A 26,573-nucleotide genomic window follows, 5' to 3' on the forward strand; every position below is an offset into this window, starting at 1 on the left:
TTCGAAATAAATAATACAGCTCTTTATGCATTCAGTTTTCATAAAAATCCACCTTTAATATTGTGAAGCGTTTTGAGTTGCGTACGTATTAATCACATATCCCGAGCATATTTAAAGCGTTATCCGCCCCTTCATCCAGCCGTAAACAAACGACTCATTCGCACTACGCCCTTCTGCCAACTCCAGGTAACGTTGCCCCTGACTGCAATTAATAGAAGTGATTAACACGCCCGCTCCCTCGGTGCCACGCTTCTCAATGAACTGTGTTAACGCCTTTAGCGTACCGGGGCCGATTTTGCCGTCCACGACGATATCACCATAATATGCTTCACCGTGATTAAATACATTCAGCCAGCGCTGCAACCATCGGATACCCACTGCCGGTCCCATGTTGGTGCCGGTGTCGCACAGTTCCAGCGCCAGACCTGGCGCAATGGCATACACTTTGTCGAATCCCGGCTGATACCAGTAATTCTTTTCAAGGATCAGATAAGCATCTTCTTTCGTGAAATCGGTCATTTTTCCGGTATAGCCATAACTGCGGGCCGTTTTTTCGGTGATACCCCAATGCGTCGGGCCACCGGTATCATTCGGGTGGTCTACATAGCCACCTTCGTTTTTCAGTACGGAATTAATCACAGGGTTAGTAAACATAAGGTCTTCCTCCGGACAACAGTTAAAGTTGAAACGTCAGAAACAACGCGGTACCGATTAACAGTACCGACACCAAAAAACCAAACATCAGTATCCACGGTCTGAGGTTCTTAACCGGTGATACCTTCTCTTCCATGACTTCCACAGTGGCCGAGGTACTGACACGAATGCCTGATTTCGGCACAGTAATGAAGAATTCATCCAGCCCGGCAAATTTAAGATCGCGGCGGATTAAATAAAGGGTCTGGGTCAAACTGGCATCGCTGGTGAATTTACTGCGGCTTCCCCATAACGCGACAGAGATGGCCTCTTTTTCGATCACTTCATCTTTTGCATGTTCAATAATATAACTCAGGCAACGTGATCTCATTGAAGTCAGTTTAATATTCACATCACTGTGAAGTTTTTTAAACTCCTTGGTTTTTTCATTAAAGACATATTCGCCATTTATAAGATATACAGCCATCATCCTCTCTCCTCCATTATTTCAGCCATTTGTACCTGCCCTTAATCTTTGCTGATGATTAAGCGTATCTGTTTTTATTATTTTCACCACAGGCAATAGGATTAATATTAAGTATTTTAGTTAAGATGTGACTGAATCAAAAAAAACGGGGGGATATTAAGTAAAACTCAAAAACCACTTAATTCTCACTCAACATGCAGAAAGCATTCAACAAGCTGAAAATCAATGCTTTTTATGATTAATTTGTGATATGTCTTTTTATCATCAACGTGATTATTGATGACGATAAAACCCGCTAAATTTCGCCGTTCAAAAAACAACCATAAATTTTATATTAGTCAATTTTATTTATATCTCAATATGATTTGTCGGTTTTTATTTCCGGATCGAATATATCCACCAGCAGCAACCGGCTGTTTATGTACTCATTCAAAATTTAGGAAAACACTATGTCTACCAGCAAAATCATTAAGACCGATGAGTTAACCCAATCCTCTTATACTCTGGACGGTTTTAATCCAGCCACAGAAACTGAAAATTACAGCTATACGTCGGCACGTGTGACGAAACCGGTTTATAACAAATACAATACGGCGAATAAGCCAAAAGTATTTGGCTATTACACCGACTGGTCACAATATGATGGCCGTCTGCAGAATTCGCAGGCAGGCAAAGAAGCCCGCGGCCGTGGTTTTGACCTCGCAAACATTCCACCGACTGCTTACGACAAAATCATCTTTGGTTTCGTTGGGATTGTTGGCGACCAGGGTGAAAAAGCCAATACCGTGGCCAATGCCGCACAACAACTGGGTAAAACCACCCATCAGGCGACGTTCCTGGATCCGTGGGGTGACTTTGGCTCCTCCGTCAATAACAACCTGGACAATCCGGGCTGGGTGGAACTTTCTCCGGCCACCGCGACGCAAGCCAATGTAAAAGGTCTGGTCGGTGGCTTACGTGACCTGCAAAAACGCGCCAAAGCAGTGGGTCATGATCTGGTGCTTTCGATGAGTATTGGTGGCTGGACGTTAAGTAACGGCTTCCACAATATGGCAAAAACCGCAGAAGGTCGTACCATCTTCGCGAAAAGTATTGCCAGTCTGTTCACCCGTTTCCCGATGTTCAGCGAAGTGGATATCGACTGGGAATACCCGGGCAACACCGGGAATAACAACCCGTATGATGATAATGATGGCGCGAACTATGCGCTGCTGATTGCTGAAATCACCAAACAGATGGCCGCCATCAAACGTTCTGATGTAAAAATCAGTATTGCCAGCTCCGCCGTGGTCACTATTTTGGAAAAATCCAACGTTCCGGCCCTGCTTGAAGCCGGTCTGTACGGCGTTAACCTGATGACCTATGACTTTTTCGGTACGCCGTGGGCAGAAAAATTGTCGCATCACACCAATTTACATGCATTGGTTGAAGGCGGCTGGGGCATTGACACCATCATTAACTATCTGCTGTCGAAAGGGTTCCCGGCTGACCGCATGAATGTCGGCTATGCGGCCTATTCCCGTAACGCGCAAAATGCGGTACTGGAAAGCTATTCTCCTTTAGAAGGTACCTATACTCCTGTTGAAGGTAAAACCACCGTCGGTACATTCGAAAGCGGTACCACCGAATGGTACGACATGGTGAATAACTACCTGGATCTGGAAAATCAGTCAGGACGCAATGGCTTCCAGGTGTATACCGATCAGGTCGCTGATGCTGATTATCTTTATAACAAAGACACCGGCATTTTCATGTCCATTGATACCCCACGTACCGTGCGTGAAAAAGGCCGTTATGTGGTTGAAAAAGGACTGGGCGCACTGTTCACCTGGACTATCGATCAGGACAACGGTCTGCTGGTCAATGCGGCACGCGAAGGTCTGGGTTGTACTATCCAGAATCAGGTTATCGATATGGCGCCTTTCTACTTTGAAGGTGTCAATATCGACGGTCAGGTTCCGGAAGATGAAGTCCCTTCAGAAACCAATACTGCGCCTACCGGTGATATTGCCCTGCAGGTGTTCAGCGGTGCCAAAGTGCGTCTGAGCGCGGCAGGTTCTGCCGATAAAGACAACGATAAACTCACCTACAAATGGACTGCACCAGCCGCCATCGCACTGTCCTCGTACGATGCGGTCTCCGCAGACTTCACCGCACCAGAGCTGGTCAGTAAATCTGACTTCAACTTCACACTGGTAGTCACCGATGAACACGGTGAAAAATCGGTATCGAAAAGCATCGTGGTAACAGTGCTGGGTAACGCAGCCGTTGAGCCAGAGCCAACACCGGAACCGACACCGGAGCCGACCCCTGAGCCAACGCCTGTGCCAACGCCTGTGCCAACGCCAGAACCTACACCAACGCCTTCTCCGGCAGGCAAATATGCCACCTGGGATGCCAGCAAAGTGTACAACACCGGCGACAAAGTCAGCCTGAACGGTAAAGACTACCAGGCCAACTACTGGACGCAGGGCAATCAGCCGGGCAAAGCCGAATTTACCGGCGAATGGTCACAGTGGAAGCAAATCTGATCTCTTGGTGACATGTTCTGATACGCGTTAAAACATCTCACGGGGCCTTGTGCCCCGTTTTTTATGCGGTTGTGATATCTCCCAGGACCTGTTTTTCGGTCAGAAAATCAATAAACACCCGCACTTTTGGCAGCATATGGCGGCTGCTCGGCCAGACCACCGAAAACTTCCCGCCTTCTTTAAGATACGCAGGCAGTACCGAAATAAGCTCACCGGATTCAAGATATGGCCGCACGATGAATTCCGGCACATACGCCAGCCCCAGTCCCTGTATCGTCGCCTGTAAAATCGACTCCAGATTATTACTGCTCAGTGCCAGCGGCAGTTCCGGCGGCGTCACGCTGGTCATCTCCCATTCCTGCCATTGTCCGTTGCCCGGAAAGCGGTAGCGCAGACAAGCGTGCTGATAAAGGTCGTCAGGCGTAAGCGGCGCAGGATGCCTGGCGAAATAATGTGGCGCGCCGACAATCGCAAAACGAAACGGCCCGAGGCGGCGCGACATCATCTGCGAACTGTTCAGTTCGCCGCTGCGGATGGCGATATCAAATCCTTCATCAATGACATCCACCATGCGATCACTGAAATCCAGATCCAGCTCAACATCGGGATAACGCTGACGGAATTCCGGCAAATGCGGCAGCAGTATGCGATAGCCGATAGCCGGCGCGGTGATGCGTAATTTGCCGCGCGGCACAGCGGAGATCCGTACCAGTTCCTGTTCTGCCTCTTCCAGTTGCGAAACAATATGCTGGCAGCGTTCAAAAAATAGCTGGCCCTCATCGGTCAGGCTGATACGCCGCGTACTGCGGTTGAAGAGTCGCACACTGAGTTTTTCCTCAAGGCGCGCCACGCTTTTCCCCACCGCCGAGGCCGAAATGCCCATGCGCTCCGCTGCTGCGGCAAAACTCTGACTTTGGGCAGCGCGAACAAAGGCCAGCAGGCCGTTGAGATTTTCCATTTTCACTCCTGTTTATTCGAGCGATTTAGTCCGCAATCCTCGGACTTACAGCCTGTTTCCGCCATATTCAAGACAATTTATCATCACTGTTATACCCCAATATCAGGAAAGCGAACAATGACCTCATCTTCATCAGGCAGCCTGCAGGTGCTATTTACCGTGTGTCTGGCGGCGGTAATTTTGCCGCTCAATTTTGTCAGCGGTGCGGTGGCAACACCCGCCATTGCCCGTGAACTCGGCGGCAGCGCGCAGGCACTGAGCTGGATCACCAATTCGTTCATGCTCACATTCGGCTGTTTTCTGATGGCGGCCGGGGCGCTGGCCGATGAACTGGGGCGCAAAAAAGTGTTCGTCAGCGGCGTGTCTCTGTTTGCGCTGTTGTCGTTACTCCAGGCTTTCAGCAGCAGTTTGCTGTGGATTGATTTACTGCGCGCCGCGCAGGGTATTGCTGCTGCCGGTGCGCTGGCCGGTGGTGCGGCTGCTTTGGCGCAGGAATTCGATGGCGCAGCGCGTACCCGGGCTTTCAGCCTGATGGGCAGCAGTTTTGGCGTCGGACTGGCCTTCGGCCCCTTTCTCGCAGGCGTGCTTATCGCAAACTTCGGCTGGCGTTCGGTGTTTTTCTCCGCGACGGTGATTGCCGTTCTTTCCCTGATAGCGGGCGCCGGAAAAATGCGTGAAACGCGGAATCCGCAGGCATCCGGCATCGACTGGCCGGGGACGCTGTCCTTTACCGCCATGCTGGCATTGCTGACCTGGGCGCTGATGGAAATTCCACAGTCTGGTCTGCACAGTACACGGGTACTTTCCCTGCTGGGAGGCGCGGCGCTGTTGCTGGCGGTATTTGTGGTTGTTGAGCTGCGGGTGAAAAACCCGATGCTGGATTTATCCCTGTTCCGTTATATCCGTTTTATCGGTGTGCAGGCACTTCCGCTGGCGACGGGTTTCTGTTTCGTGGTGCTGCTGGTGGTGTTGCCGATGCTGTTTATCGGGGTCTCCGGACTGAGCGAAGAACGCGCCGGGCTGATGATGATGGCACTTTCTGTCCCGATGCTGATTGTGCCACTGCTGGCCGCGTGGCTGACGCGCTGGATTTCGGCAGGCGTGTTGTGCACATCAGGTTTGGTGATTGCCGCCGCCGGTTTGGGCTGGCTCAGTCAGGCGGTGCTGGCGCAGGATGTCACAGGCATGATTGCGCCGATGGTGGTTGTCGGCATCGGTACCGGTTTGCCATGGGGGCTGATGGATGGACTGTCGGTGAGCGTCGTGCCGAAAGAACGGGCGGGCATGGCAACCGGCATTTTCAGCACCACACGCGTGGCCGGAGAAGGCATCTCGCTGGCGATTGTCGGCGCTATTCTGTCGATGTTAACGCACAACGCACTGGCGGCCCGCTTTACCGGCGATGCGATCAGTCCGGAGGCCATCAGCCAGGCGGCGCAACGGCTGGCGACCGGTAATCTTACCGTGGCACAGCAGCTTATTACACAAGCCAGTACGGCACAGCTTCAGCAGCTTTATGCCGTCTCATTGCATCCCTTACTGTTGTGTCTGATGGCGATTACGCTGTTCTCTGCGCTGCTGGTGTTGCTGGCGCTGCGCGGTAAACATCAGTAGCACTGTTAACCAATCGCGGGAAGAAACCCATGTCCATACAAAAGTAAATGTTAAACACCTTCATCTTTTTGTTTAGGTAACACAATAATTAACCAATAAAAATCAATATAAACAGGATTAAAATTTTATAATTTGTAATTTATAGAATTTTTATCCTTATTGACAAAAATAATGAAAAGAGTCCCTTAAGGTAAATTTATTAACTTATATTTAACCATGACTGCGTTTTTCATCATGCACATAAGGTCAGGGCTCCGCTCCGTTGTGAAGGGAAAACATAATACCCGGCCTGCACGCTGTTTATTACCGGCTTTTCTTGCCGTTTTTTTGCGTTAACTATTAACCACCAGAGGATTTCCACATGCAACGCCGTTGCATGAATACACATCCGTGTAAGTTATTTTGGGAGTCATCATGGGCGAAAAAAAATCATTATTACTGGCCGTGCTTTCTGCGGCGACGCTGACTTTAGTCGCAGGTGCACAGGCCGCCGGTACCTTAACAGGCCAGGTAGGCGTTCAGCTCACCATCAGCACAGGTTGTACTGTCGGTAACGGCACATCAACGGGGGGAACCAACCAGTGGGGTACGCTGAATTTTGGTAACTACGCGGATCTGACCAGCGTTATTAACGGGACCGTATTCGGCGCTGACGGAACCGGTGCCGTCACCATCGCCTGTAGCACAGGACTGACCCCGACGCTGTCACTGAACGGCGGACTGGCGGCAACCGGCGGGCTGCGTTCCATGACATCCAGCGGCAACAGTATTCCTTACCGCCTCTATTCCGATACCGCACGTACCACCGAAATCGCGATTAATACGCCAATTACGCTCACCACAGGGACCACGGCGCAAAATATCCCGATTTACGGTCGTGTGCTGCCTGCTGACCAGACCAGCACCACGCCGGCTGCAGGAACCTATAACGATACCGTTGTTGCCACTCTTTCCTGGTAAGCGTTTTTCCCTCAGCGCCGGGTCCGGCTCTGACTGGCTTTCGGTTCAAGGAAGGAAAAATCATGGACATCAAGGTACTGCGGCTACTGCCTGCCACCCTGCTGGTGTCGGTGCAGTTGCACATTCCGCTGAGTCAGGCGGCAACGATAGGCATCAGTGCCACGTTGCTGCCCGCCTGTGAAGCGGGAACCACGACGTCCGGCAGCACCCGTTTCGGTACGCTGAATTTTGGCAATTATGCGTCGCTCACCAGCGCGGTGAATGCTACCAGCACACCACTGGCGGGTTCGATCCGCGTAAAATGCGTGAGCGGGCTGACCTACAAAATTGTCATGGATGGCGGCAGCAGCGGTGTGGTTACCGCCCGCAGAATGGTCAATACCACCAACAGCGCCGCGACGCTGCAGTACAACCTTTACACCTCGGCGGCACGCACCACCGTGTGGGACAACATCACCGGCGTCAGCGGCACCGGTAACGGCGCGGATCAGTGGAGCACGGTCTATGGCCGCGTTCCGGCACAGACCACGCCTGCCGCCGGTGTTTATCAGGATACGGTGAATGTCACCGTATCCTGGTAGAGGTGACGATGCCTGCCAGCCTGCGTTTTCCGCCCGTGTTATTACCGATGATGTTATTGCTGCTGATATTGTGCAGTTCAGCGCGTGCCGCCACGGCAACCACGACGTTTACCGTTTCGGCGACCCTCACCAATGGCTGCGTATTTGGCAGCTCGCTTGCCAGCCCGATCTCCAGTCTCGGCACCCTCAACTTCGGTTCCCTGTCGGACATCATCAGCAACGTCGATATTGTCAGCAGCGCGGGCGCAGGTTCCGTGGTCGTCACCTGCACGCCGGGTACCTCCGTCAGTATTGCCATGGATTACGGTACTCACGGCGGCACCGCCACACGCCGCTATATGCAAAACACCACCAATACCGATCTGCTGGGCTACCAGCTTTTCCGCGATGCCGCCCGCAGTCTGGTCTGGGGCAATGGCGCGCTGGTGATGTCCATCCCCAGTTTTCCGGATACCTCGCAAACCTACCCGGTTTATGCACGTTTATACGCTGTGACCCCTCTGCCTTCCGCCGGGACGTATACCGATACCGTCACTGTCACGTTAACTTATTGAATCATCAGGATATAAAAATATGAAGACACTGTTTCTACGCCTTTTCACTACCGCCGCATTGCTCGGTGCCTTTCTGTCTTGCGTGAACGCACAGGCTGCCAGTTCGGTGCTGGTCTGGCCGGTCTATCAGATTATTGAATCTGATCAGAACGGATCTGCCCTGTGGCTGGAAAACCGTGGCGCAGAACCGGTGTCCTTGCAGGTGCGCGTACTGGCCTGGAAGCAGGAGAATTTTAACGAGAAGTATGCCGATCAGACCAACGTGGTCGCCAGCCCGCCATTTGCTACCGTGCCACCGGGGCAGCGTCAGTTGATCAGGCTTATCCGCAACACGCCGGTGCCGGCCAATACCGAGCAGGCGTACCGCATTATCATTGATGAAATCCCGTCGCCGCTGAACAGCGCCGGTGAGGGCAAAGACAAAGCGGTCGTCGGTCTGCAATTGCAGATGCGTTATTTACTGCCGCTGTTTATGGATGGCGGCAATTTGTGGACCAACGATCGCGCGGATATCAAACGCGACCCTTCCACGGCGACGCGTCCGATCCTCAACTGGCGTACGGTGTCCGAGGGTGGGAAAACCTATTTGCAGGTGGGTAATACCGGCCTCGTCCATGCGCGCCTGAGTAACGTTTTCTGGTCGGCGACGGGTAACCAGAAACAAGGCGTAAAAACCATGGTGGGCGGCTTTATGGGTTATGTATTGCCGGGACAACAAATGCGCTGGCCGGTGCCCGCAGGGGTGACGCCAGGGGCGCAACTCAATGCGCAGATTGCCGATAACACCCAACCGATTGTCATTCCACGCGGCCAGTAACAGCAGGAGCCGCAACGAATGACAATCAGACGTTTTCTCCGGGAAGGTCATCAGCGACCGCTTTATTTCCGGGGAAGCCTGTGCCTGATATGCCTGAGTACGCTCAGTGCACAGGCGCAGGAATATTCTTCACTGCCTGATGCCCCGCGTGCGGCACCGGTGGTCAAGGACGCCATGTTTTATCTGTCGGTTGTGGTCAACGGTCAGACGGATAATCAGGTCGTGCCGGTGACGTATCGCAATAACGCCTACTTCGTCGAAGCCGGTGTTCTGGCGAAGAATCACATCCACATTAATGGCCGGCAGGGGCTGATCAATGTCGGCGAATTGCCGGACGTAAAAGCCAGATACGATTCGGCCACCCAGCAACTGGTGTTAACGGTGCCAGATGCCTGGCTGCCGAACCAGAATGTCAGCGGCGATCCGCTGATGAATTACACGCCGTCGCAAAGCAGCACCGGCCTGTTGTTTAACTATGATTCGTACTACACCGATCCGCCCGGCGGTGCGAAGTCTGTCGCCACCTGGATGGAGCAACGGTTATTCAGCAGCCTCGGACTGGTCACCAATACCGGCACTTACCGCTACAACATTGATAACGCCGACAACAGCAACGGCGGCCAGACCACGCAGGACGGTTATCTGCGTTACGACACCTTCTGGCGTTTCACCGACGAGAAAAATCTGATCAGCTACCAGGTCGGGGATTTCGTCAGCGATTCCCTGACGTGGAGTAACTCGGCGCGCATGGGCGGCCTGCGTATCAGCCGTAACTTTGGCGTGCGTCCGGATCTGGTGACCTACCCGTTGCTGCAATACAGCGGCACGGCGGCGGTACCGACCACGGTTGATTTGTTTCTGAACGGCTACAAGGCCAGCAGTAATAACCTCAATTCCGGGCCTTTTACCCTGACCAACGTGCCGTATATCAATGGCGCCGGTGAAGCGACGATCGTGACCACCGATGCGGTCGGACGTCAGGTCTCGACCAGCGTGCCCTTTTACGTTTCCAACACGTTGCTGCGCAAAAGCCTCAGCGATTTCGATTTCTCGCTCGGGGCTGTACGTAACAATTATGGCGTCACCAACGGCGACTACTCAGATACCGCATTCAGCGGGATTTACCGATACGGGCTGAGCGATTACCTGACGCTGTCCGGCCATTCCGAAACCGTACAGGGTCTGGCGCTGGGCGGATTGGGCACCGATATCGCGGTCAGCACCTGGGGCACACTGAGTGTTTCAGGCAGCCAGAGTAAAGCCGACCGTGCGCGGGGCGAGAACGTGACCGATAAAAAAGACGGCAGCCAATACACGCTGGGCTATTCCTACTATTCGACGGTATTCAGCCTGTCTGCTCTGCGCTCAAAACGCACGGCGGGTTATCAGGACATCACGTCTTACACCAGCGACACGCGGTTAAGCCGTCAGGCAGATCAGGTGACGTTCAGCACGTCGCCGTTCGGGAACGCTAACGGCACGATGGGCATCGGGTATTACGATGTCGAAGCCTATGACAATTCGCATACGCGGCTGGTGAATTTTTCTTACAGCCGCTCGCTGTGGGGACAAAGCAGCATGTTTTTATCCCTCAATAAAACGCTGGGCGATACCGGCTACAGCGCGCAGTTGCAGTTCATCATTCCGATTGGCACCAACATCAATATGAATGCGGGCGTACAGCGCGACAGTGCGGGTAATTATCAGGAGCAAACCGGCGCCAGCAAGGCGACGCCCACCGACGGCGGTCTGGGCTGGAATCTGGCTTACAGCGGCGGCAACAATCCGTATCAGCAGGCCGACGCCACCTGGAAATCCCGCTACGCGACCCTGCAGGGTGGGTTCTACGGCAATCGGGGCGATTACACCCACTGGGCAGATCTGAGCGGATCCGTGGTGTTTATGGCGAACGACTGGTTCCTGTCGGATAAGATCAATGATGCCTTTATCGTGGTGGATACCGATCATTACGCGGATGTTCCCGTGCTGTTCGAGAATCAGAAAATGGGCAAAACCGATAAAAACGGCCACCTGCTGATCCCGACCGTCAGTTCGTATTATCCGGCCAAAGTGGAAATCGACACCCTGCCGCTCCCCGCCGACGTGGTCACCAGTAACGTCAATGACCGCATCGCGGTGAAACAAGGCAGCGGCGTGGTGGTGAAATTCAGCGTCGAGAAAGTGCTGTCCGCCAATATCACCCTGCATGACGCCGCCGGACAGCCGCTGAAACCCGGCACGCTGGTCACGGAACAAAACACAGAACAGACCACCGTCACCGGTTACGACGGGCTGGTGTACTTCTCGCACTTACAGGAAAACAACGTGCTGAATATCCAGACGGAAGATCATTCGCTTTGCCGGGTCAGTTTCACCCTGAACCCTGCCCGTCACAGCATTGAGCAGGTCGGCCCGCTGACATGCCCCGGCGGCACAGCGAAAACAACGGCAGGAGATAAATCATGAGGATTCTCAGGCAGCAGATGCATCGCGGATTATTGCTGATGCTGTTGCTGGGTACAACGTGGTGGGCAAAAGCGGGATGCACGACGGCGCCCGGGAGCATTACGCTGGGCACACAAAACTCGTTTGCAGTCAGTTCATCGCCGCTGATCACCTCAGGGGGCAGCGGATTAAGTTGTACTGGCGGGCTGCTTAACATCGCAGGCACCAATACCATCACCGCGTTTATCGGCGTGACTCAGCATCCCAGCAATTCGCAGCCCAGACTTTACAGCGGGACAACGGGGCAGTATTTACCCTACAGCCTGTGCAAGGATGCCAGCTGCAGTGCCGTTTATAATCAGGGCGATACCATCAGCTGGAGCAGCACCACGGCGCTGGGATTACTCGGCTTGTTTTCCGGCCCCAACAGCACCTTACCTCTCTACGTCCGGCCGGTCGCCATTTCCAATCTGGCCGCAGGCACTTATACCGATGTCATTCCCATCTCATGGACATGGAATATGTGTTCAGTGGCTATCGGCACCTTACTGTGTCTCGCAGACTCCGGTAACGTGTCGGGCAATGTCGCCCTGACGCTCAATGTCACCAATTTCTGTTATATCGACAGCGCGCCCAATGTGGGTTTCGGCAGTGCTGCACTGCCTTCCGGCCTGACCACAGTGGTGGCAAATACTATCAGCGTACGCTGCACCCTGAACGCCAGCTATTCCGTCAACCTGACCAGCAGCGTGCCGGTGTCCGGACAATACCGGCAGATGGCCTCCACCGTCGGCGGCACCACCCGTTATCTGCAATATCAGATATTTAAAGGTGACAGCACGGTATGGACGGCTTCCACCGACAGCAGCGCGACCGGCACCGGCACTTCACAATCGTTTCCGTATACCGCATCCGTAAATCTTGCGCAAAGCAATCAGCCCGCAGGTAACTACAGCGATATGGTGACGGTCACGGTGACGTATTAAGAAAGAAGGGAAAGCAGAACCGGTGCCACGATGTGCACCGGTTTGAGAAGGGATATTACAGCGCTTTCAGCGTCTTGACGGTGGCATCCACGTCAATTTCATCTTCAGTGAACACATAGGTGCTGTTCTGGAAGGTGGTGATCAGCAACTTTTTCATGGTGCGCATCTCCGCTTTTTTCTCTTCTTCCTGCGGACGTATACGGTTCATCAACAATCCGACGGAAAGCACAGCGTTTTCTTTGTCGATTTTGGTTTCAGCAGGAACCTCTTCGTTAAACGCCAGGAAGGATTTGATGCTGGTGATTTTGATACGCTCACCGGCAATAAAGATGTATTTGCTCTCCGGCTCGACTTTCACCGCAAAGGCGGAAAGGCCTTTGTTGTTGGTGGTCGGTTCAAAGGTGACTGCCGCATCTTTTTTAATCAGCTCAGGGTTTGCAACTTTAATCACGTGGAAATAACGGTTATCGCCGTTTTCATCTTTGATAAAACCGAAACCTTTATCTTCAAACCAGGTTGTGATTACGCCGTTCATCGCTTACCGCCTAAGTAATTATTTATTCAACATGTCATTTTTTGCAGGGCGGCAGTGTAAAGCAGAATGCGGACAAAGTCCTGTGCTTTACGGCCTGATGCCCACGGAATTACGTCGCTTTACGGAACGTAAGATTAAACCGGTACGATCCGGTCAGCGGATGCTCGCCCGCTTTCAGTGGCAATACGCCGTGATAACGCAGCCGCGACGGGCCGCCCCACACCACAATATCGCCATGCATCAGCGGCACACGCTGGGTTTTATCACTGCGCTCCATGCCGCCAAACTGGAAAACAGCCGGTAAGCCCAGTGAGACAGAGACGATCGGCTGGCCGAAATCGTGCTTGTCTTTGTCCTGATGCAGGCTCATTTTCGCCCCCGGCTGATAGCGGTTGATCAGACAGGCATCCGGCTCGAAGCCTGCAAAACCCGCCTGGTCCGCCGCGCTCACGGCAAGCGAACGAAACAATTCCGGCATCGGCGGCCATTGCTGATGACTTTCCGGCGAGGTGGCCTGGTAGCGATAACCTGCCCTGTCCGTCACCCAGCCGACATCACCGCAATTGGTCATTGCCACCGACATCGCATAACCGCCCGGCGTGGCGCGATACTGAAAAGGCACCAGCTCGGCGATCCGGTCGATTTCCGCCAGCAATGCGACATCCTCTGCCAGCGCCGCACCGCGCAATACCACCGCGCCCGGGCACAGTTCTTCGCGCCAGTTGGGGTGAAAATCGGGGTGATCAAACAAGTCCAAATTCATATCAGCCTCCGTGTTCACGCATCTGTTAAGTATAACAGCCGATTTGAGACAGAGGCAGATTGTCGGGGCGGATCGTTTCAGCTAAGGTTCATTAAGAGGCCGTAAGGTCATAAAGAACATCTTAAAAGGAGAATGAAATGAGTCGGGAAATTAACAAAGACACGCAGTTGTGTATGTCCCTTTCCGGTCGTCCGGGCAATTTCGGTACCCGTTTTCATAACAGCCTTTATCAGGCATTAGACCTGAACTTCGTCTACAAAGCATTTTCCACCCAAGACATCGAAGCCGCGGTGAAAGGCGTACGCGCACTGGGTATTCGCGGCTGCGCGGTCTCGATGCCGTTCAAGGAAGCCTGCATTCCTTTCCTCGATGAGTTGGATCCTTCCGCGACAGCCATTCAGTCGGTGAATACCATCGTCAATGACGACGGCTTCCTGCGCGCCTACAACACGGATTACATCGCGGTCGCCAAACTGCTCGACAGCCATCAGGTGCCGCGTGATGCCGTTTTCGCCCTGCGCGGCAGCGGCGGCATGGGCAAAGCCGTGGTCGCGGCCATTCGTGATGCCGGTTTCAAAAAGGGCTACATCATTGCCCGCAACGAAGCTAACGGCCGTGCGCTGGCGGAAGAATACGGTTATGAATGGAAAGCAGAAGTCGGCGATGTTGCCGTGGATATGGTGGTGAATGTCACGCCAATCGGCATGGCGGGCGGGCCGGAAGTGGATTCACTGGCCTTTGAACCGGCGGTGATTGACCGCGCCAGCATCGTCTTTGACGTCGTCGCGCTGCCGGTAGAAACACCGCTGATCCGCTACGGCCGCGAACACGGCAAGAAAGTGATTACCGGTGCGGAAGTCGCCACACTTCAGGCCGTCGAGCAGTTCGTGCTGTATACCGGTGTACGCCCTTCGGATGAACAGATAGAAAAGGCCGCGGCACACGCACGGGGCTGAGTTTCCTGTCAGAACGTAAAAAGCCTCTCACCGGAGAGGCTTTTTTATAGTTGCATATCACTTACCGCACCAGACACGGTTTTTTCGGATCAAACTTCCAGTCCGGTACCAGGAACTGCATGCCCTGCGCATCGTCACGGGCACCCAGCCCCATGCCTTTGTACAGCTCGTGCGCCTTCATCACCTGATCCATATCCAGCTCAACGCCCAGACCCGGTTGTTCCGGCACGCGCACCTTACCGCCTTTGATCTGCAACGGTTCTTTGGTCAGGCGCTGATTGCCTTCCTGCCAGATCCAGTGCGTATCGATGGCAGTGATTTTACCCGGCGCAGCGGCGGCCACCTGGGTAAACATCGCCAGTGAAATATCAAAGTGATTGTTAGAGTGCGAACCCCAGGTCAGCCCCCATTCGTGGCACATCTGCGCGACGCGAACTGACCCCTGCATCGTCCAGAAGTGCGGATCCGCCAGCGGAATATCCACGGATTTCAGCTGGATGGTATGCCCCATCTGACGCCAGTCGGTGGCGATCATATTAGTGGCCGTCGGCAGGCCGGTTGCCTGACGGAATTCGGCCATCACTTCGCGCCCGGAGAAGCCCTGCTCGGCACCGCATGGATCTTCCGCATACGCCAGCACACCGCGCAGTTGTTTGCCGAGCGCAATCGCTTCATTCAGCGACCAGGCACCGTTAGGATCAAGTGTGATCCGCGCCTGCGGGAAGCGTTGCGCCAGCGCCGTCACGGCTTCGGCCTCTTCGCTGCCAGCCAGTACGCCGCCTTTCAGTTTGAAATCATTAAAGCCGTATTTTTCATATGCTGCTTCCGCCAGAAGCACTACCGCCGCCGGTGTCAGCGCCTCTTCATGGCGCAGGCGATACCAGTCGCAACTGTCGCCCGGCTGGCTCTGATAGCCCAGTGAGGTTTTGTTGCGGTCGCCGACGTAGAACAGATAGCCGAGCATTTCGACTTCATCACGTTGCTGCCCGTCGCCCAGCAATGATGCCACGGTGACGCCCAGATGTTTGCCGAGCAAGTCCAGCATCGCGGCTTCGATCGCCGTCACGACGTGGATAGTGGTACGCAAATCAAAAGTCTGCAAACCGCGGCCAGAGGCATCACGGTCGGCGAATTTTTCCCGCACGGCGGTCATCACATTTTTGTATTCACCCAGCGTTTTGCCAATCACCAGCAACGCGGAATCATCCAGCGTCTGACGAATTTTCTCGCCGCCCGGCACTTCACCGACGCCGGTGTTACCGCTGCTATCCTTGAGGATCAGGATGTTGCGGGTGAAGAAAGGGGCATGTGCGCCGCTGAGATTAAGCAACATGCTGTCGTGCCCGGCCACCGGGATCACCTGCATGGAGACAATTTTAGGTGTAGATGAAGAGGTCATGCTTACTCCTTAGTGAATTCAGATTCCGTTAACCACGCCCCAGTGCCGGGCGCTTGCGATCGAATGTCCAGCCGGGGATCAGATACTGCATCGCGGCGGCATCGTTGCGCGCACCGGTCGGCAGTTTCCGGTGCAGCTCGTGGGCGCGATGGATTTGATCCATGTCGATCTCCACGCCCAGCCCCGGTTTTTCAGGCACTTTGATTTTCCCGTTCACAATTTGCAGCGGCTCTTTGGTCAGGCGCTGGTTGCCTTCCTGCCAGATCCAGTGCGTATCTATCGCTGTCGGTTTACCCGGTACGGCTGCACCGACGTGGGTAAACATCGCCAGCGAAATGTCGAAATGGTTATTCGAATGGCAGCCCCACGTCAGGCCCCACTCATCACAAAGTTGTGCGACCCGCACCGCGCCATGCATGGTCCAGAAATGCGGATCCGCCAGCGGAATATCCACCGACTGCAACATCACCGCGTGCTGCATCTCGCGCCAGTTAGTGGCAATCATGTTTGTGGCGACCGGCAAACCGGTGGCACGGCGGAATTCCGCCATCACTTCGCGGCCGGAAAAACCCTGCTCCGCACCGCACGGATCTTCGGCATAGCTGAGGATACCGTGCAGGTCTTTGCACAGGTCGATTGCTTCATCCAGCAGCCACGCGCCGTTCGGATCAACCGTGATCCGCGCATCCGGGAAGCGTTTTGCCAGTGCTTTAACCGCCTCTATCTCCTGCTCGCCCGGCAGCACGCCGCCTTTGAGTTTGAAATCTTTGAAGCCATAGCGATCCTGCGCCGCTTCGGCCAGCCGCACCACCGCCTCACTGTTCATCGCTTCCTGATGACGCAGGTGATACCAGTCGTGATGGCTGCGTTCCCCTTCCTGATACGGCAAATCGGTTTTCTGCCGGTCACCGATATAAAACAGATAACCGAGCACCGTGACTTCGTCGCGCTGTTTGCCCGGCCCGAGCAGTTCACACACCGGCACGCCGAGGAATTTGCCCATCAGATCCAGCAGCGCGGCTTCCAGTGCGGCGACGGCGTTAACGCGCAGTTCGAACGTCCATGCACCTTTACCGAAAGAGTCAAAATCCGATGACTGATTGCCGACGTGGATCTGATGCACCAGCCGGTTCATGCGCGCCACTTCCTGGCCTTTCACCTGAGCAATGGCCTCCACCAGCGTGTTGTAAATCACCTCCCCGCCCGGCGCTTCGCCGACACCGGTGTTCCCGGCACTGTCCTTGAGGATAACGATATTGCGGGTGAAGTAAGCACCGTGCGCGCCACCAATATTCATCAGCATGCTGTCATGCCCTGCCACAGGAATGACCTGCATATCCGTGATAACCGGTGAGGATTGCGTACTCATCATCTTTCCCCTTTTACTGTGCCTGTACCGTGGTACGGGCGAAGCTGAATACGTTCGATTTTTCCGACAATAAACACGTAACTGACAACGGCGAGCAGAGCGTGGATGCCGACATAAATCAGCGCGCCGTTGAAGGAACCGGTGGTCCCGATAATGTAGCCGATAGCGATCGGCGTGATGATGCCGGAGACGTTACCGAACATGTTGAACAATCCGCCGCTCAGCCCGCTGATTTCTTTCGGTGCGGTATCGGCCATTACCGCCCAGCCCAGCGCACCCAGACCTTTACCGAAGAAGGCGAATGCCATAATGCCAACCACCATCCATTCGGTATCAACGTAGTTGCAGAAAATCATCGACATCGACAACAGCATACCGATCACAATCGGAGCCTTGCGCGACAGTGTCAGGTTGCTGGTTCTGCGCATCAGCCAGTCGGAGATAATTCCACCCAGTACGCCGCCGAGGAATCCGCAAATCGCCGGTACTGAGGCCACCATGCCCGCTTTAAGTATCGACATACCGCGCGCCTGAACCAGATACACCGGGAACCAGGTGATGAAGAAATAGGTCAGCGCGTTGATGCAGTACTGGCCGATGTAAATGCCAATCATCATGCGGGATTTCAGTAACTGTTTCATCTGGAAGGTTTTTTCGCCTTTTACGACGGCTTTTTTGGTGATTTTCTGATCCATATTGATCAGCGCACCACCGGCTTCCATGTAATCAAGTTCGGCCTGATTTACGCCCGGATGATCTTTCGGATCGTGGATCACTTTCAGCCAGATGAAACTCAGCACGATCCCCAGACCGCCCATGAAGAAGAAGACGTGTGACCAGCCCACTTCGTGCGTCAGCCAGCCCATGATCGGGGCGAAAATAACCGTGGCGAAGTACTGCGCTGAGTTAAAAATAGAGACTGCGGTGCCACGTTCCTGAGCCGGGAACCAGGCTGCGACGATACGGCTGTTGCCGGGGAAGGACGGCGCTTCGGCCAGGCCAACCAGAAAACGTAAAGCAAACAGCGATACCACAATGCCGAAGCCGCTGAAGACATCGACAAAGCCTTGCAGCAGGGTGAATAACGACCAGATGAAAATGCTGTAGAAATAAACTTTTTTCGAACCGAATTTATCGAGCAGCCAGCCACCGGGTATTTGCCCGATGACATATGCCCAGGAAAATGCCGAGAAGATATAACCCATCCCGACGGAATCCAGCCCGATATCTTTGGCCATCGCCGAACCGGCAATGGATAACGTGGCACGATCGCCGTAATTAAATGAGGTGACAATAAATAACATCACCACTATCCAGTAGCGCGCATTAGTTCTTTTTTTGACGGCACTGGCTGCTGAAACGGTAGTTTCCATGGTGTTCTCCGGAATTAATGACAACGCCTCTAAACAGAGATAAAAGTCATTCCATTCACAGAACTGTAGGGTTCAGAGAGGAAGGAACGCAGCCAGTATATGAACAACATTCCCTTTACTCATTGGGCAATCAACCAAGCATAAATAGCCCTTTGCATTTATCCTGAGGCAAATGCCCAGCGACGTGCGAGTTGTTTCACAAAAAATGAAACGGCTGTGATGGCGGTCACAGATGGTTGTTATCTAATTGCAGGGCCACGTACAGCAATAAACGATCGTCGAAGTTCCCCAGATCCAGGCCGGTTAATTCCGAGATACGGTTGAGGCGATATTCCAGCGTATTACGATGAATATACAGTGCCTTAGACGTAGCGGTCGGCTGAACATTATGGTGGAACCACGACGTCAGTGTGCGGCGCAGTAATCCGTTGCCATCCGTCGCTTTCAGACGCGCCAGCGGACGCACCAGTTCATCGGCCTGCCAGCCGCCACGCAGGCTGTCGAGCAGCACGGGTAAGATCAGATCCTGATAGAAGTAACACCGCTGTTCCGGCATCCGCTGTTTGCCCACACTCATGGTGGTACGTGCGGTGCGATAAGAACGGGCGATGCTGCCAGGGCCGGTAAAAAAGTTGCCAAGGGAAATGCGCACGCGCAGACGACCAGTTTCGGTCATGCGCGACAGCAGATGATCAATGCGCTGGCGGTGGCCCTCCGGATCCCAGCGATCGTAGCTGTTCAGGGCCGGTTTCAGCACCACCATTTCGGTGAGGGAAACGATAGCGATCAGATTGTCACGCTCCGGCGTGGTCAGTAAAGTTTGCAGTTGTTGCAGTTCTGCCATGGCAGAGTCCACACCGAGCTGTCCGCTGTCGACTTCCACCACCGCCGCGACACGTGGCCGGTTGAGGTCGATGCCCAGACGCTGCGCCCACTCCATCAGTGCCGGAGAGAGTTCATCCACACGAATCAGGTTAAGCACCAGTTCTTCCCGCAGACGGCTGTCCTGCGCCAGCATGTGCAGCAGACGCGCCTGTTCGAGCATCATTTCGGCGGTCATACACACCAGCTCGCCATACTGACGCAACTGGGACGGATTGCCCGTCAGGCCGATAACGCCCACGATCTGACCGTCGATACGCAACGGCAGGTTGATGCCCGGACGTACACCGTGCAAATGCCGTGCAACGCCCTCGTCGATGTCGACAATGCGCTCCTGCGAAATCGCCAGCAGTGCGCCTTCGTGCAATTCACCAAGACGCTGATCATCGCCGCTGCCGATAATCCGTCCGCGACCATCCATGACATTCACATTACTATCAATAATTTGCATTGTGCGGGCAACAATTTGTTGCGCCAGCTTTGCATCGAGATGATATGCCGACATGGAACCCCTGCCTTGCTGTTTTATCGTTGTTAAAACAGCATACTCAGGCCGCGATGCCCATACATTATGCAAATGCCCAAAGAGCGAAAGCACCTATTGAAGTTGCGGGGAATATCACATTTTTAAGCAAATGCCCAACCGGCCCGGCAAAATCCACATGATTGATGAGAGTCACTGAAAGACAGGCAAAAAAAAGCACGCCCGAGCGTGCTTTGTGTGAGGTATAGCAGGCGGAAATTACTGCGCCAGCAGGTAAATTGAGGTATCACCACGCTGAATATCCAGCGCCAGAACGTTTGGTTTGGTGTCGAGAATTTTACGCAGCTCGCCCAGATTGGTCACTTTCTGCTGGTTCACACCCAAAATGACGTCGCCTTTTTTCAGGCCGATGCGCGCGGCCGTTGAACCCGGCTTCACTTCATCGACTTTCACACCTTTCTGATCACCTGCCGCACCGTTACTCAGTTCAGCCCCTTCGATGCCGGTATAAATGTTGCCGGATTCGATTTTCGATGTCTGAGTGCTTTGCTCAATGGTCACGTCAACGTTCATCGGTTTGCCTTCACGCAGCAGGCCGAGCGTCACTTTGGTGCCGATTGGCAGGGTGCCGATATCAGCACGGAACGAGGCGAAGCTGCTGATCGGTTTACCGTTCATGCTCAGGATCACGTCACCGGCTTTAATGCCCGCTTTCTCTGCGGCAGATTTCGGCATGACCTGACTGATGAATGCACCGCGCTGTGCGTCAACTTTCATGGCTTTCGCCAGTTCGGAGTTCAGCTCGGTCCCCATGATGCCCAGCTCGCCGCGTTTCACCTGACCGAATTCGATCATTTGTTTGGACAGGTTTTTCACCATGTTACTTGGGATCGCAAAACCGATACCGATGTTGCCGCCGTCCGGTGCCAGGATCGCCGTGTTAAGGCCAATCAGTTCACCATTCAGGTTCACCAGCGCACCACCGGAGTTACCGCGGTTGATCGCGGCATCCGTCTGGATGAAGTTTTCGTAGTTCTCAATATTCAGGCCGGAACGACCCAGTGCAGAAACGATACCGGAAGTCACGGTTTCGCCCAGACCATACGGGTTACCGATAGCCACGGTGTAATCGCCCACACGCAGTTGTTCGGAATCCGCCATCTTAATGGCCGTCAGGTTTTTCGCATTCTGTAACTGAATCACCGCGATATCAGAACGCGGGTCCTTGCCGATGACTTTGGCGTCGAACTTACGGCCATCGTTCAGCTGTACGCTGATTTTGGTTGCGTTATCAACGACGTGGTTGTTGGTGACCACATAACCTTTGTCGGCATCAATGATGACGCCGGAACCCAGCGCGCGGAAATCTTCTTTCTGTTCAGGCGCAGGCTGACCGTCAGGCCCCTGACCGCCGCCCTGACACACCGGAGAACCCTGGAACGGCGAACCGTCCTGGCACAGCGGCGAATTCTGACCAAAGAATTGCTGGAACTGCTGACCCATGCGTGGTGTTTTTACCGGCGCACTGCCTTCAACGTTGACGCTCACCACCGATGGCATCACTTTTTCAAGCATAGGTGCCAGGCTAGGAAGCTGAGTGGTGCTGGTGCTGGAAGACGCAGTTTCAGCAGCCAGTGCAGAAGAAACCGGGGCCATTGCCATACCGATGCTTAACGCTAATGCGCTGAGGAATAAACTCGATTTTTTCATTTTTCAGGATCTCTTAAAATTATTGTGGCAACCAAAATAGTCGCATTGCTTGGTAGTCGTGATACTGAGATGGTATTAATAGCGTGAAGTTCATCAGGGTCGAAATGACAATGGTAAAAAATTATTGTCAGCATTTACAAATGGCGTTTTTTCAAACAGTTCCGTAAAGAAAATTAAAGAGAGTTCAATTTGTCTTTTTAAAACAAATTACTCAGCCGCCATGAGTCTTCTGTATTCATCGTATGCATAAAGGTCAGTCATTCCGCTGATATAATCCTGAATCATTCGCGCACGGTAATAAAACTCCTGCGCGGCATGTTCCGCGACCGGTAATCCTTCCAGCGCCGCCACGGCATTGTTGTAAGCCAGACGATGTTTGGCTGAAATCTTATGCAGCAGACGGGTTTCAATCGGATATTTCCTGTGCGTATCCTCCTGAACTAGCTGGTTAAAATCGGTCAATGGCATATCCAGCAACGGGCTATAAATATCAAGTAATCCGCTGATCACCCGATATCCTTGTAATTCCAGCTCCTCCACTTCGTGATGATTGAATACCTGTTTGAAGGCCACCGCTTTATAAATCTCTAACAACCGGTTGGCCTGGCTGTCATCTTCCAGCAACGCATGATTAAAGGTACCCTGATAAATATCTTCTATATTATCAATGAACCGGCGGGCAGCATGCGGCACCAGTTGTTTCACCGTCTGAACGCGCAGTTCCATAAAGAAGTAATCCACCGGATTACGGAACGTTTTCGCTTTATCCATTTTCTCGTAAGCAGTGCGAACCACTTTATCGAAGAAGTCATTTTTCTCTATCGCGCCCCACTCACGGCACAGATAATTATAAAGCTGTTCCACGCTGAAAATACTTTTCTCAACCGCATCTTCCAGATCGGCAATGCAGTAAGAAATATCATCGGCCGCTTCCATAATGTAGGTAAGCGGAAAGCGGTTAAATTCACCCAGCCCGAGTTCACTGCGCAGTTTTTTGATGAACGGCTCTTCCGCCAGATAAAAACCCGGTTTTTTCATCAGGTAATCATGTGAAGGAAGTTTAGTCATTGAATACGCAGGGCGGGTATATTTCAGAATGCAGGCGGTCTGGCTGTAAGTCAGATTGAGTTTCAGCAAGGTGAAGACCAGCCGGATGGCCTGCGCATTGCCTTCAAAATTAGACAGGTCGTAGCGGATTTTACTGCGCAGCTGGTTCAGTTCAGCATCGTCTGGCGTCAGGCGCAAACACGTCACCAGACAGGCATCCGTTTCCTGTGGTGTTTCGCCGCAACCGGCGGTGTCCATCCGCTTAGCAAACCAGTTGTTAATGGCGGATTCACCAAAATGGCCAAATGGCGGATTACCGATGTCGTGCATCAGGCACGCCATTTCTACCACGCTTTCAAAGGGATCGGTCACCTCGTCCAGCCCGTAAGCCTCAAGCTTGTTCTGCCTGCGCAAACGGTGGAGGATCTCTTTGGCGATGTGACGGCCAACCTGCTGAACTTCAAGGGAATGGGTCAGACGACTGCGGACGGCAGCATTTTTCTCCAGCGGAAAAACCTGAGTCTTTTGTTGCAGACGGCGGATGGCAGCCGAGTTGATAATGCGCCCGCGATCGCTTTCGAACTGACGGACGACATCATAGTCATCGCGTGCCTCGATCGGGGCGCTGAAAGGACGCTGAAAATTGAATTTCGTTTTAAAATCGATCCCGGACATGATTTCCCACCTTTTCAGCCACTCACACATCAAACCGACGCGCTTTTTGCAGTAGCAACCTGCACCCCAAACGGATTATTTCTTACCTTTAGCCATGATAGACTATCGCACATTGTTTTCGTGATTAAACCGTCAATTCCGCACACGCTGCGGCTCATTCCAACCACATCTGCGAGTATTCATATGAAAGTAGGCATTATCGGTGCAATGGAGCAGGAAGTGACCCTGCTGCGCGACAAGATTATCAACCGTCAGACTATCGAACGCGCAGGCTGCGAAATCTATACTGGCCAGTTAAACGGTGTGGACGTGGCGCTGCTTAAATCCGGCATTGGTAAAGTGTCTGCCGCCATGGGCACCACATTGCTGCTGGAACATTGCCGTCCTGACGTGGTGATCAATACCGGTTCCGCAGGCGGGCTGGCGAAAACCCTGAAAGTCGGTGATATCGTCGTGTCTGATGAAGTGCGTTATCACGATGCTGACGTCACCGCGTTTGGCTATGAACCGGGCCAGATGGCCGGTTGCCCGCCTGCGTTCACTGCTGATCCGGCGCTGATTGAACTGGCAGAAAACTGTATCCGTGAACTCAACCTGAACGCCGTACGCGGTCTGGTTTGCAGTGGCGATGCGTTCATCAATGGCGCAGCGCCTCTGGCACGTATCCGCGCAACCTTCCCGAATGTTGCTGCTGTCGAAATGGAAGCCGCGGCTATCGGTCACGTTTGCCACCTGTTCGGTACCCCGTTCGTGGTCGTTCGCGCAATTTCTGATGTTGCTGATGGTGAATCCCACCTGAGCTTTGAAGAATTCCTGGTGGTTGCCGCACAGCAATCCACCCTGATGGTAGATGCGATGCTGACAGCGCTGGCGGCTGGCGAAGAATAATGATGCGCCGGTTCGGCCTCATACTGAGTTGCCTGCTGCTGCCTGTGGCAGCAACTGCGGCGCCGGCCCAACGGGTGATCAGTCTGGCACCCAATCTGACAGAACTGGCATTTGCCGCCGGTCTGGGCGATCAGGTAATCGGAGTTAGTGCTTACTCCGATTACCCGCCACAGGCCAGCAAGCTTGAGCAGGTGGCGAACTGGCAGGGAATCAACGTCGAACGTATTGTGACGCTGAAACCTGATGTAGTTCTCGCCTGGCGTGGCGGTAACCCGCAACGTCCGCTGGATCAGCTGATTTCGCTGGGTATCCACGTTATCTATCTTGATCCGCAAAATGCGGAACAGGTGGCACAAGCGCTGGAACAACTTGCGGCGTACAGCCCTTCTCCGGAAAGCGCAAAACGCGCCGCTGCTGATTTTCGCCAGCAATGGCAGGCGCTGAAGCTGAAATATCATCGCCAAAAGCCGGTTTCTGCCTTTATTCAGTTCGGCACCCAGCCGCTGTTTACTGCCGCCGCGACCACAATGCAAAGTGAAGTGCTTAACGTCTGTGGTGCAAAAAATATTTTCGCCGACAGTCGTGTGCCCTGGCCTCAGGTCAGCCGGGAACAGGTTTTAAGCCGTCATCCTCAGGTTATTGTTATATCGGGCGGAAAATCACAAAAACAGGTGATCGAGGATTACTGGCGTTCCATGCTCAGCGCGCAGGTTATCGCACTGGATCCTGACTGGTTCAGCCGCGCAGGGCCGCGTATTCTTCTTGCCGCACAACAACTTTGCCCGCAGCTTGCAGCCTTGCCTCAGGGGTGAATGCTTACTAACTATTTAGCCATGCCCCCGCGAAATACCGGCATGGCGCTTTTCCGAATTGTTGCTTTATTAACCGAAATCAATAATTCTGCCCTGTCATCTGGTAACATGTCCGGCGTAAAATCCTACGTACGTTGCCAGCCCTCGATTTAACATTATCTCTTTGTATTACAGACGAAATAATAAGAATAACGGCGCGATACACGATAAAAACGTGACTTATTTCCCGATCATAAGAAATCTGGATTAAAGGCCGTAAAATTTAGACCGATAACCTTTTCAGCCAGGCTGATTTTGTTGAACTACACCAGCAGGAATAACAATAATGAAAGCTCTTTTACTCAGTGCGCTGCTCGCACTGATCCCGCTGTCGGCTGTTGCGGGCATGGCGGGCGGTCAGATTGGCGTCAGCCTGACCATCCTGCCGGGTTGCAAGATTGATGCTGCGCGCACAGGCACTTCCGTCATCTGCGCCAGCCACACGATGATGCAACCGCATATCAGCGAAATCATGCTTAATGCCGTGCCGGGAATTAGCATCGGTTCGAAGCTGGTGACTGTCGAATGGTAACCCCCTTGTGAATGCTCACTTACCTGAGCACCCTGTTCACACCGACGGTTTCAACATAAAAAAAGCCCGTCTGCATAGCAAACGGGCTTTTTCTTTAAGACGGATATTTAGATACTAAAGGAAGAACCGCAACCGCATGTCGTTTTTGCATTCGGGTTGGTCACCACAAAACGTGAACCTTCCAGACCTTCGGTATAATCCACCGAACCGCCAACCAGATATTGCAGGCTCATCGGGTCAACCACCAGCGCCACACCGGCTTTTTCGATGGTCATGTCGCCGTCATTAATTTTGTCGTCAAAGGTGAAACCGTACTGGAAACCGCTGCAACCCCCACCGGTGATGTACACGCGCAGTTTCAGGTTCGGGTTTTCTTCGTCGGAAATCAGGTTTTTCACCTTACGCGCCGCGGCCTCAGTAAACTGTAACGGCAACGCGGTTGTTTCATTCAACAATGCTTCACTCATAATTTCTCACTCCCAATCCGCATTTGTTCAGGCCGCCGGATTGACTGTCTGAATAATATACTCATTATCTTATACC

At 53.4% G+C, this 26,573-nt stretch carries 24 protein-coding genes; 12 read left to right on the top strand and 12 right to left on the bottom strand.

The features are described 5' to 3' along the window. Positions 1-111: 111 nt before the first annotated feature. Positions 112-654 (bottom strand): glycoside hydrolase family 108 protein, encoded by a 543-nt coding sequence (locus tag HGO41_RS10525; protein WP_015690389.1) that lies wholly within the window; start codon positions 652-654, stop codon positions 112-114. 22 nt (positions 655-676) lie between these two features. Continuing rightward, positions 677-1,120 carry a winged helix-turn-helix domain-containing protein gene (locus tag HGO41_RS10530; protein WP_228388988.1) on the bottom strand — a complete coding sequence of 148 codons (444 nt, stop codon included), beginning with the start codon at positions 1,118-1,120 and terminating at the stop codon, positions 677-679. A gap of 449 nt (positions 1,121-1,569) precedes the next feature. Between HGO41_RS10530 and HGO41_RS10535 the strand changes: the two genes are divergently transcribed. Then, on the top strand, positions 1,570-3,651 hold the full coding sequence (locus HGO41_RS10535) for a glycoside hydrolase family 18 protein (RefSeq protein WP_013576911.1): 2,082 nt from the start codon (positions 1,570-1,572) through the stop codon (positions 3,649-3,651). A 61-nt stretch (positions 3,652-3,712) separates the two neighbouring features. Here the strand turns inward: HGO41_RS10535 and HGO41_RS10540 are convergent, their stop codons facing one another. Further along, positions 3,713-4,609 (bottom strand): LysR substrate-binding domain-containing protein, encoded by an 897-nt coding sequence (locus tag HGO41_RS10540; RefSeq protein ID WP_015690392.1) that lies wholly within the window; start codon positions 4,607-4,609, stop codon positions 3,713-3,715. Between the two features lie 117 nt (positions 4,610-4,726). Between HGO41_RS10540 and HGO41_RS10545 the strand changes: the two genes are divergently transcribed. The 7 genes from HGO41_RS10545 to HGO41_RS10575 all read left to right on the top strand — a co-directional run bounded on the left by HGO41_RS10545 (position 4,727) and on the right by HGO41_RS10575 (position 12,566). Beyond that, positions 4,727-6,223, top strand: coding sequence for an MFS transporter (locus HGO41_RS10545; protein WP_153375574.1), 1,497 nt, complete (start codon positions 4,727-4,729; stop codon positions 6,221-6,223). Between the two features lie 414 nt (positions 6,224-6,637). Further along, positions 6,638-7,183 (top strand): Csu type fimbrial protein, encoded by a 546-nt coding sequence (locus HGO41_RS10550; RefSeq protein WP_013576914.1) that lies wholly within the window; start codon positions 6,638-6,640, stop codon positions 7,181-7,183. 62 nt (positions 7,184-7,245) lie between these two features. Further along, positions 7,246-7,764: a Csu type fimbrial protein gene (locus HGO41_RS10555; protein WP_131638342.1), complete on the top strand. Its 519-nt coding sequence runs from the start codon at positions 7,246-7,248 to the stop codon at positions 7,762-7,764. 8 nt (positions 7,765-7,772) lie between these two features. Beyond that, positions 7,773-8,318, top strand: a complete 546-nt coding sequence (locus HGO41_RS10560; protein ID WP_241916931.1) for a Csu type fimbrial protein — start codon at positions 7,773-7,775, stop codon at positions 8,316-8,318. Positions 8,319-8,337: 19 nt separating this feature from the next. Beyond that, on the top strand, positions 8,338-9,135 hold the full coding sequence (locus tag HGO41_RS10565) for a fimbrial biogenesis chaperone (protein ID WP_112150930.1): 798 nt from the start codon (positions 8,338-8,340) through the stop codon (positions 9,133-9,135). An 18-nt stretch (positions 9,136-9,153) separates the two neighbouring features. Then, positions 9,154-11,601, top strand: a complete 2,448-nt coding sequence (locus HGO41_RS10570; RefSeq protein WP_250981017.1) for a fimbria/pilus outer membrane usher protein — start codon at positions 9,154-9,156, stop codon at positions 11,599-11,601. Beyond that, entirely contained in the window at positions 11,598-12,566 is a 969-nt protein-coding gene (locus HGO41_RS10575; RefSeq protein ID WP_250981018.1) for a Csu type fimbrial protein, read from the top strand. Before HGO41_RS10570 ends, HGO41_RS10575 begins: the two co-directional genes overlap by 4 nt. 55 nt (positions 12,567-12,621) lie before the next feature. Here the strand turns inward: HGO41_RS10575 and HGO41_RS10580 are convergent, their stop codons facing one another. Continuing rightward, positions 12,622-13,101, bottom strand: coding sequence for a cold-shock protein (locus HGO41_RS10580; RefSeq protein WP_013576920.1), 480 nt, complete (start codon positions 13,099-13,101; stop codon positions 12,622-12,624). A gap of 109 nt (positions 13,102-13,210) precedes the next feature. Beyond that, complete coding sequence (gene alkB / locus HGO41_RS10585; RefSeq protein ID WP_250981019.1) at positions 13,211-13,864, bottom strand: DNA oxidative demethylase AlkB; 654 nt, start codon at positions 13,862-13,864, stop codon at positions 13,211-13,213. Between the two features lie 137 nt (positions 13,865-14,001). Here alkB and HGO41_RS10590 point away from each other — a divergent pair, with 137 nt between their 5' ends. Then, positions 14,002-14,820: a shikimate 5-dehydrogenase gene (locus tag HGO41_RS10590; protein ID WP_013576922.1), complete on the top strand. Its 819-nt coding sequence runs from the start codon at positions 14,002-14,004 to the stop codon at positions 14,818-14,820. A 61-nt stretch (positions 14,821-14,881) separates the two neighbouring features. Here the strand turns inward: HGO41_RS10590 and gudD are convergent, their stop codons facing one another. The 6 genes from gudD to dgt form a co-directional block, all read right to left on the bottom strand. Further along, a complete protein-coding gene (gene gudD, locus HGO41_RS10595) occupies positions 14,882-16,219 on the bottom strand; it encodes a glucarate dehydratase (RefSeq protein ID WP_217244611.1) in 1,338 nt (445 codons plus the stop codon). Positions 16,220-16,247: 28 nt separating this feature from the next. Further along, complete coding sequence (locus HGO41_RS10600; protein ID WP_013576924.1) at positions 16,248-17,591, bottom strand: enolase C-terminal domain-like protein; 1,344 nt, start codon at positions 17,589-17,591, stop codon at positions 16,248-16,250. Next, positions 17,588-18,961: an MFS transporter gene (locus HGO41_RS10605; RefSeq protein WP_013576925.1), complete on the bottom strand. Its 1,374-nt coding sequence runs from the start codon at positions 18,959-18,961 to the stop codon at positions 17,588-17,590. The genes HGO41_RS10600 and HGO41_RS10605 overlap by 4 nt, the downstream gene beginning before the upstream one ends. A 226-nt stretch (positions 18,962-19,187) precedes the next feature. Further along, positions 19,188-20,348 carry a CdaR family transcriptional regulator gene (locus HGO41_RS10610; RefSeq protein ID WP_013576926.1) on the bottom strand — a complete coding sequence of 387 codons (1,161 nt, stop codon included), beginning with the start codon at positions 20,346-20,348 and terminating at the stop codon, positions 19,188-19,190. 237 nt (positions 20,349-20,585) lie between these two features. After that, positions 20,586-22,037, bottom strand: coding sequence for a serine endoprotease DegP (degP, locus tag HGO41_RS10615; protein WP_013576927.1), 1,452 nt, complete (start codon positions 22,035-22,037; stop codon positions 20,586-20,588). Between the two features lie 207 nt (positions 22,038-22,244). Continuing rightward, the gene (gene dgt / locus HGO41_RS10620; RefSeq protein WP_013576928.1) at positions 22,245-23,759 is read right to left on the bottom strand and encodes a dGTPase; all 1,515 of its coding nucleotides are present in this window, start codon (positions 23,757-23,759) and stop codon (positions 22,245-22,247) included. Positions 23,760-23,942: 183 nt separating this feature from the next. Between dgt and mtnN the strand changes: the two genes are divergently transcribed. From mtnN to HGO41_RS10635, 3 genes are all read left to right on the top strand, one after another. Then, positions 23,943-24,647, top strand: a complete 705-nt coding sequence (gene mtnN / locus HGO41_RS10625) for a 5'-methylthioadenosine/S-adenosylhomocysteine nucleosidase (RefSeq protein ID WP_013576929.1) — start codon at positions 23,943-23,945, stop codon at positions 24,645-24,647. Then, positions 24,647-25,459 (top strand): vitamin B12 ABC transporter substrate-binding protein BtuF, encoded by an 813-nt coding sequence (gene btuF, locus HGO41_RS10630; protein ID WP_131638344.1) that lies wholly within the window; start codon positions 24,647-24,649, stop codon positions 25,457-25,459. Before mtnN ends, btuF begins: the two co-directional genes overlap by 1 nt. A gap of 325 nt (positions 25,460-25,784) precedes the next feature. Further along, positions 25,785-26,030 carry a hypothetical protein gene (locus HGO41_RS10635; protein WP_015690401.1) on the top strand — a complete coding sequence of 82 codons (246 nt, stop codon included), beginning with the start codon at positions 25,785-25,787 and terminating at the stop codon, positions 26,028-26,030. Between the two features lie 107 nt (positions 26,031-26,137). On the opposite strand, the gene erpA is transcribed toward HGO41_RS10635, so the two are convergent. Further along, complete coding sequence (erpA, locus tag HGO41_RS10640) at positions 26,138-26,497, bottom strand: iron-sulfur cluster insertion protein ErpA (protein WP_013576932.1); 360 nt, start codon at positions 26,495-26,497, stop codon at positions 26,138-26,140. Between the last annotated feature and the right edge of the window lie 76 nt (positions 26,498-26,573).

The sequence above is a fragment of the Rahnella sp. CG8 genome (assembly GCF_023701875.1).
Taxonomy (GTDB): Bacteria; Pseudomonadota; Gammaproteobacteria; order Enterobacterales; family Enterobacteriaceae; genus Rahnella; species Rahnella aceris.

What these genes read in the sequence shown, in the direction of transcription:
- btuF (WP_131638344.1), top strand. Translation starts at nt 24,647, where the DNA reads ATGATGCGCCGGTTCGGCCTCATACTGAGTTGCCTGCTGCTGCCTGTG.
- alkB (WP_250981019.1), bottom strand. Translation starts at nt 13,864, where the DNA reads ATGAATTTGGACTTGTTTGATCACCCCGATTTTCACCCCAACTGGCGC.
- HGO41_RS10560 (WP_241916931.1), top strand. Translation starts at nt 7,773, where the DNA reads ATGCCTGCCAGCCTGCGTTTTCCGCCCGTGTTATTACCGATGATGTTA.
- HGO41_RS10565 (WP_112150930.1), top strand. Translation starts at nt 8,338, where the DNA reads ATGAAGACACTGTTTCTACGCCTTTTCACTACCGCCGCATTGCTCGGT.
- HGO41_RS10600 (WP_013576924.1), bottom strand. Translation starts at nt 17,591, where the DNA reads ATGATGAGTACGCAATCCTCACCGGTTATCACGGATATGCAGGTCATT.
- HGO41_RS10550 (WP_013576914.1), top strand. Translation starts at nt 6,638, where the DNA reads ATGGGCGAAAAAAAATCATTATTACTGGCCGTGCTTTCTGCGGCGACG.
- HGO41_RS10610 (WP_013576926.1), bottom strand. Translation starts at nt 20,348, where the DNA reads ATGTCGGCATATCATCTCGATGCAAAGCTGGCGCAACAAATTGTTGCC.
- HGO41_RS10530 (WP_228388988.1), bottom strand. Translation starts at nt 1,120, where the DNA reads ATGGCTGTATATCTTATAAATGGCGAATATGTCTTTAATGAAAAAACC.
- HGO41_RS10590 (WP_013576922.1), top strand. Translation starts at nt 14,002, where the DNA reads ATGAGTCGGGAAATTAACAAAGACACGCAGTTGTGTATGTCCCTTTCC.
- HGO41_RS10535 (WP_013576911.1), top strand. Translation starts at nt 1,570, where the DNA reads ATGTCTACCAGCAAAATCATTAAGACCGATGAGTTAACCCAATCCTCT.
- erpA (WP_013576932.1), bottom strand. Translation starts at nt 26,497, where the DNA reads ATGAGTGAAGCATTGTTGAATGAAACAACCGCGTTGCCGTTACAGTTT.
- HGO41_RS10555 (WP_131638342.1), top strand. Translation starts at nt 7,246, where the DNA reads ATGGACATCAAGGTACTGCGGCTACTGCCTGCCACCCTGCTGGTGTCG.
- HGO41_RS10570 (WP_250981017.1), top strand. Translation starts at nt 9,154, where the DNA reads ATGACAATCAGACGTTTTCTCCGGGAAGGTCATCAGCGACCGCTTTAT.
- HGO41_RS10605 (WP_013576925.1), bottom strand. Translation starts at nt 18,961, where the DNA reads ATGGAAACTACCGTTTCAGCAGCCAGTGCCGTCAAAAAAAGAACTAAT.
- mtnN (WP_013576929.1), top strand. Translation starts at nt 23,943, where the DNA reads ATGAAAGTAGGCATTATCGGTGCAATGGAGCAGGAAGTGACCCTGCTG.
- HGO41_RS10545 (WP_153375574.1), top strand. Translation starts at nt 4,727, where the DNA reads ATGACCTCATCTTCATCAGGCAGCCTGCAGGTGCTATTTACCGTGTGT.
- gudD (WP_217244611.1), bottom strand. Translation starts at nt 16,219, where the DNA reads ATGACCTCTTCATCTACACCTAAAATTGTCTCCATGCAGGTGATCCCG.
- HGO41_RS10525 (WP_015690389.1), bottom strand. Translation starts at nt 654, where the DNA reads ATGTTTACTAACCCTGTGATTAATTCCGTACTGAAAAACGAAGGTGGC.
- HGO41_RS10540 (WP_015690392.1), bottom strand. Translation starts at nt 4,609, where the DNA reads ATGGAAAATCTCAACGGCCTGCTGGCCTTTGTTCGCGCTGCCCAAAGT.
- HGO41_RS10635 (WP_015690401.1), top strand. Translation starts at nt 25,785, where the DNA reads ATGAAAGCTCTTTTACTCAGTGCGCTGCTCGCACTGATCCCGCTGTCG.
- dgt (WP_013576928.1), bottom strand. Translation starts at nt 23,759, where the DNA reads ATGTCCGGGATCGATTTTAAAACGAAATTCAATTTTCAGCGTCCTTTC.
- HGO41_RS10575 (WP_250981018.1), top strand. Translation starts at nt 11,598, where the DNA reads ATGAGGATTCTCAGGCAGCAGATGCATCGCGGATTATTGCTGATGCTG.
- degP (WP_013576927.1), bottom strand. Translation starts at nt 22,037, where the DNA reads ATGAAAAAATCGAGTTTATTCCTCAGCGCATTAGCGTTAAGCATCGGT.
- HGO41_RS10580 (WP_013576920.1), bottom strand. Translation starts at nt 13,101, where the DNA reads ATGAACGGCGTAATCACAACCTGGTTTGAAGATAAAGGTTTCGGTTTT.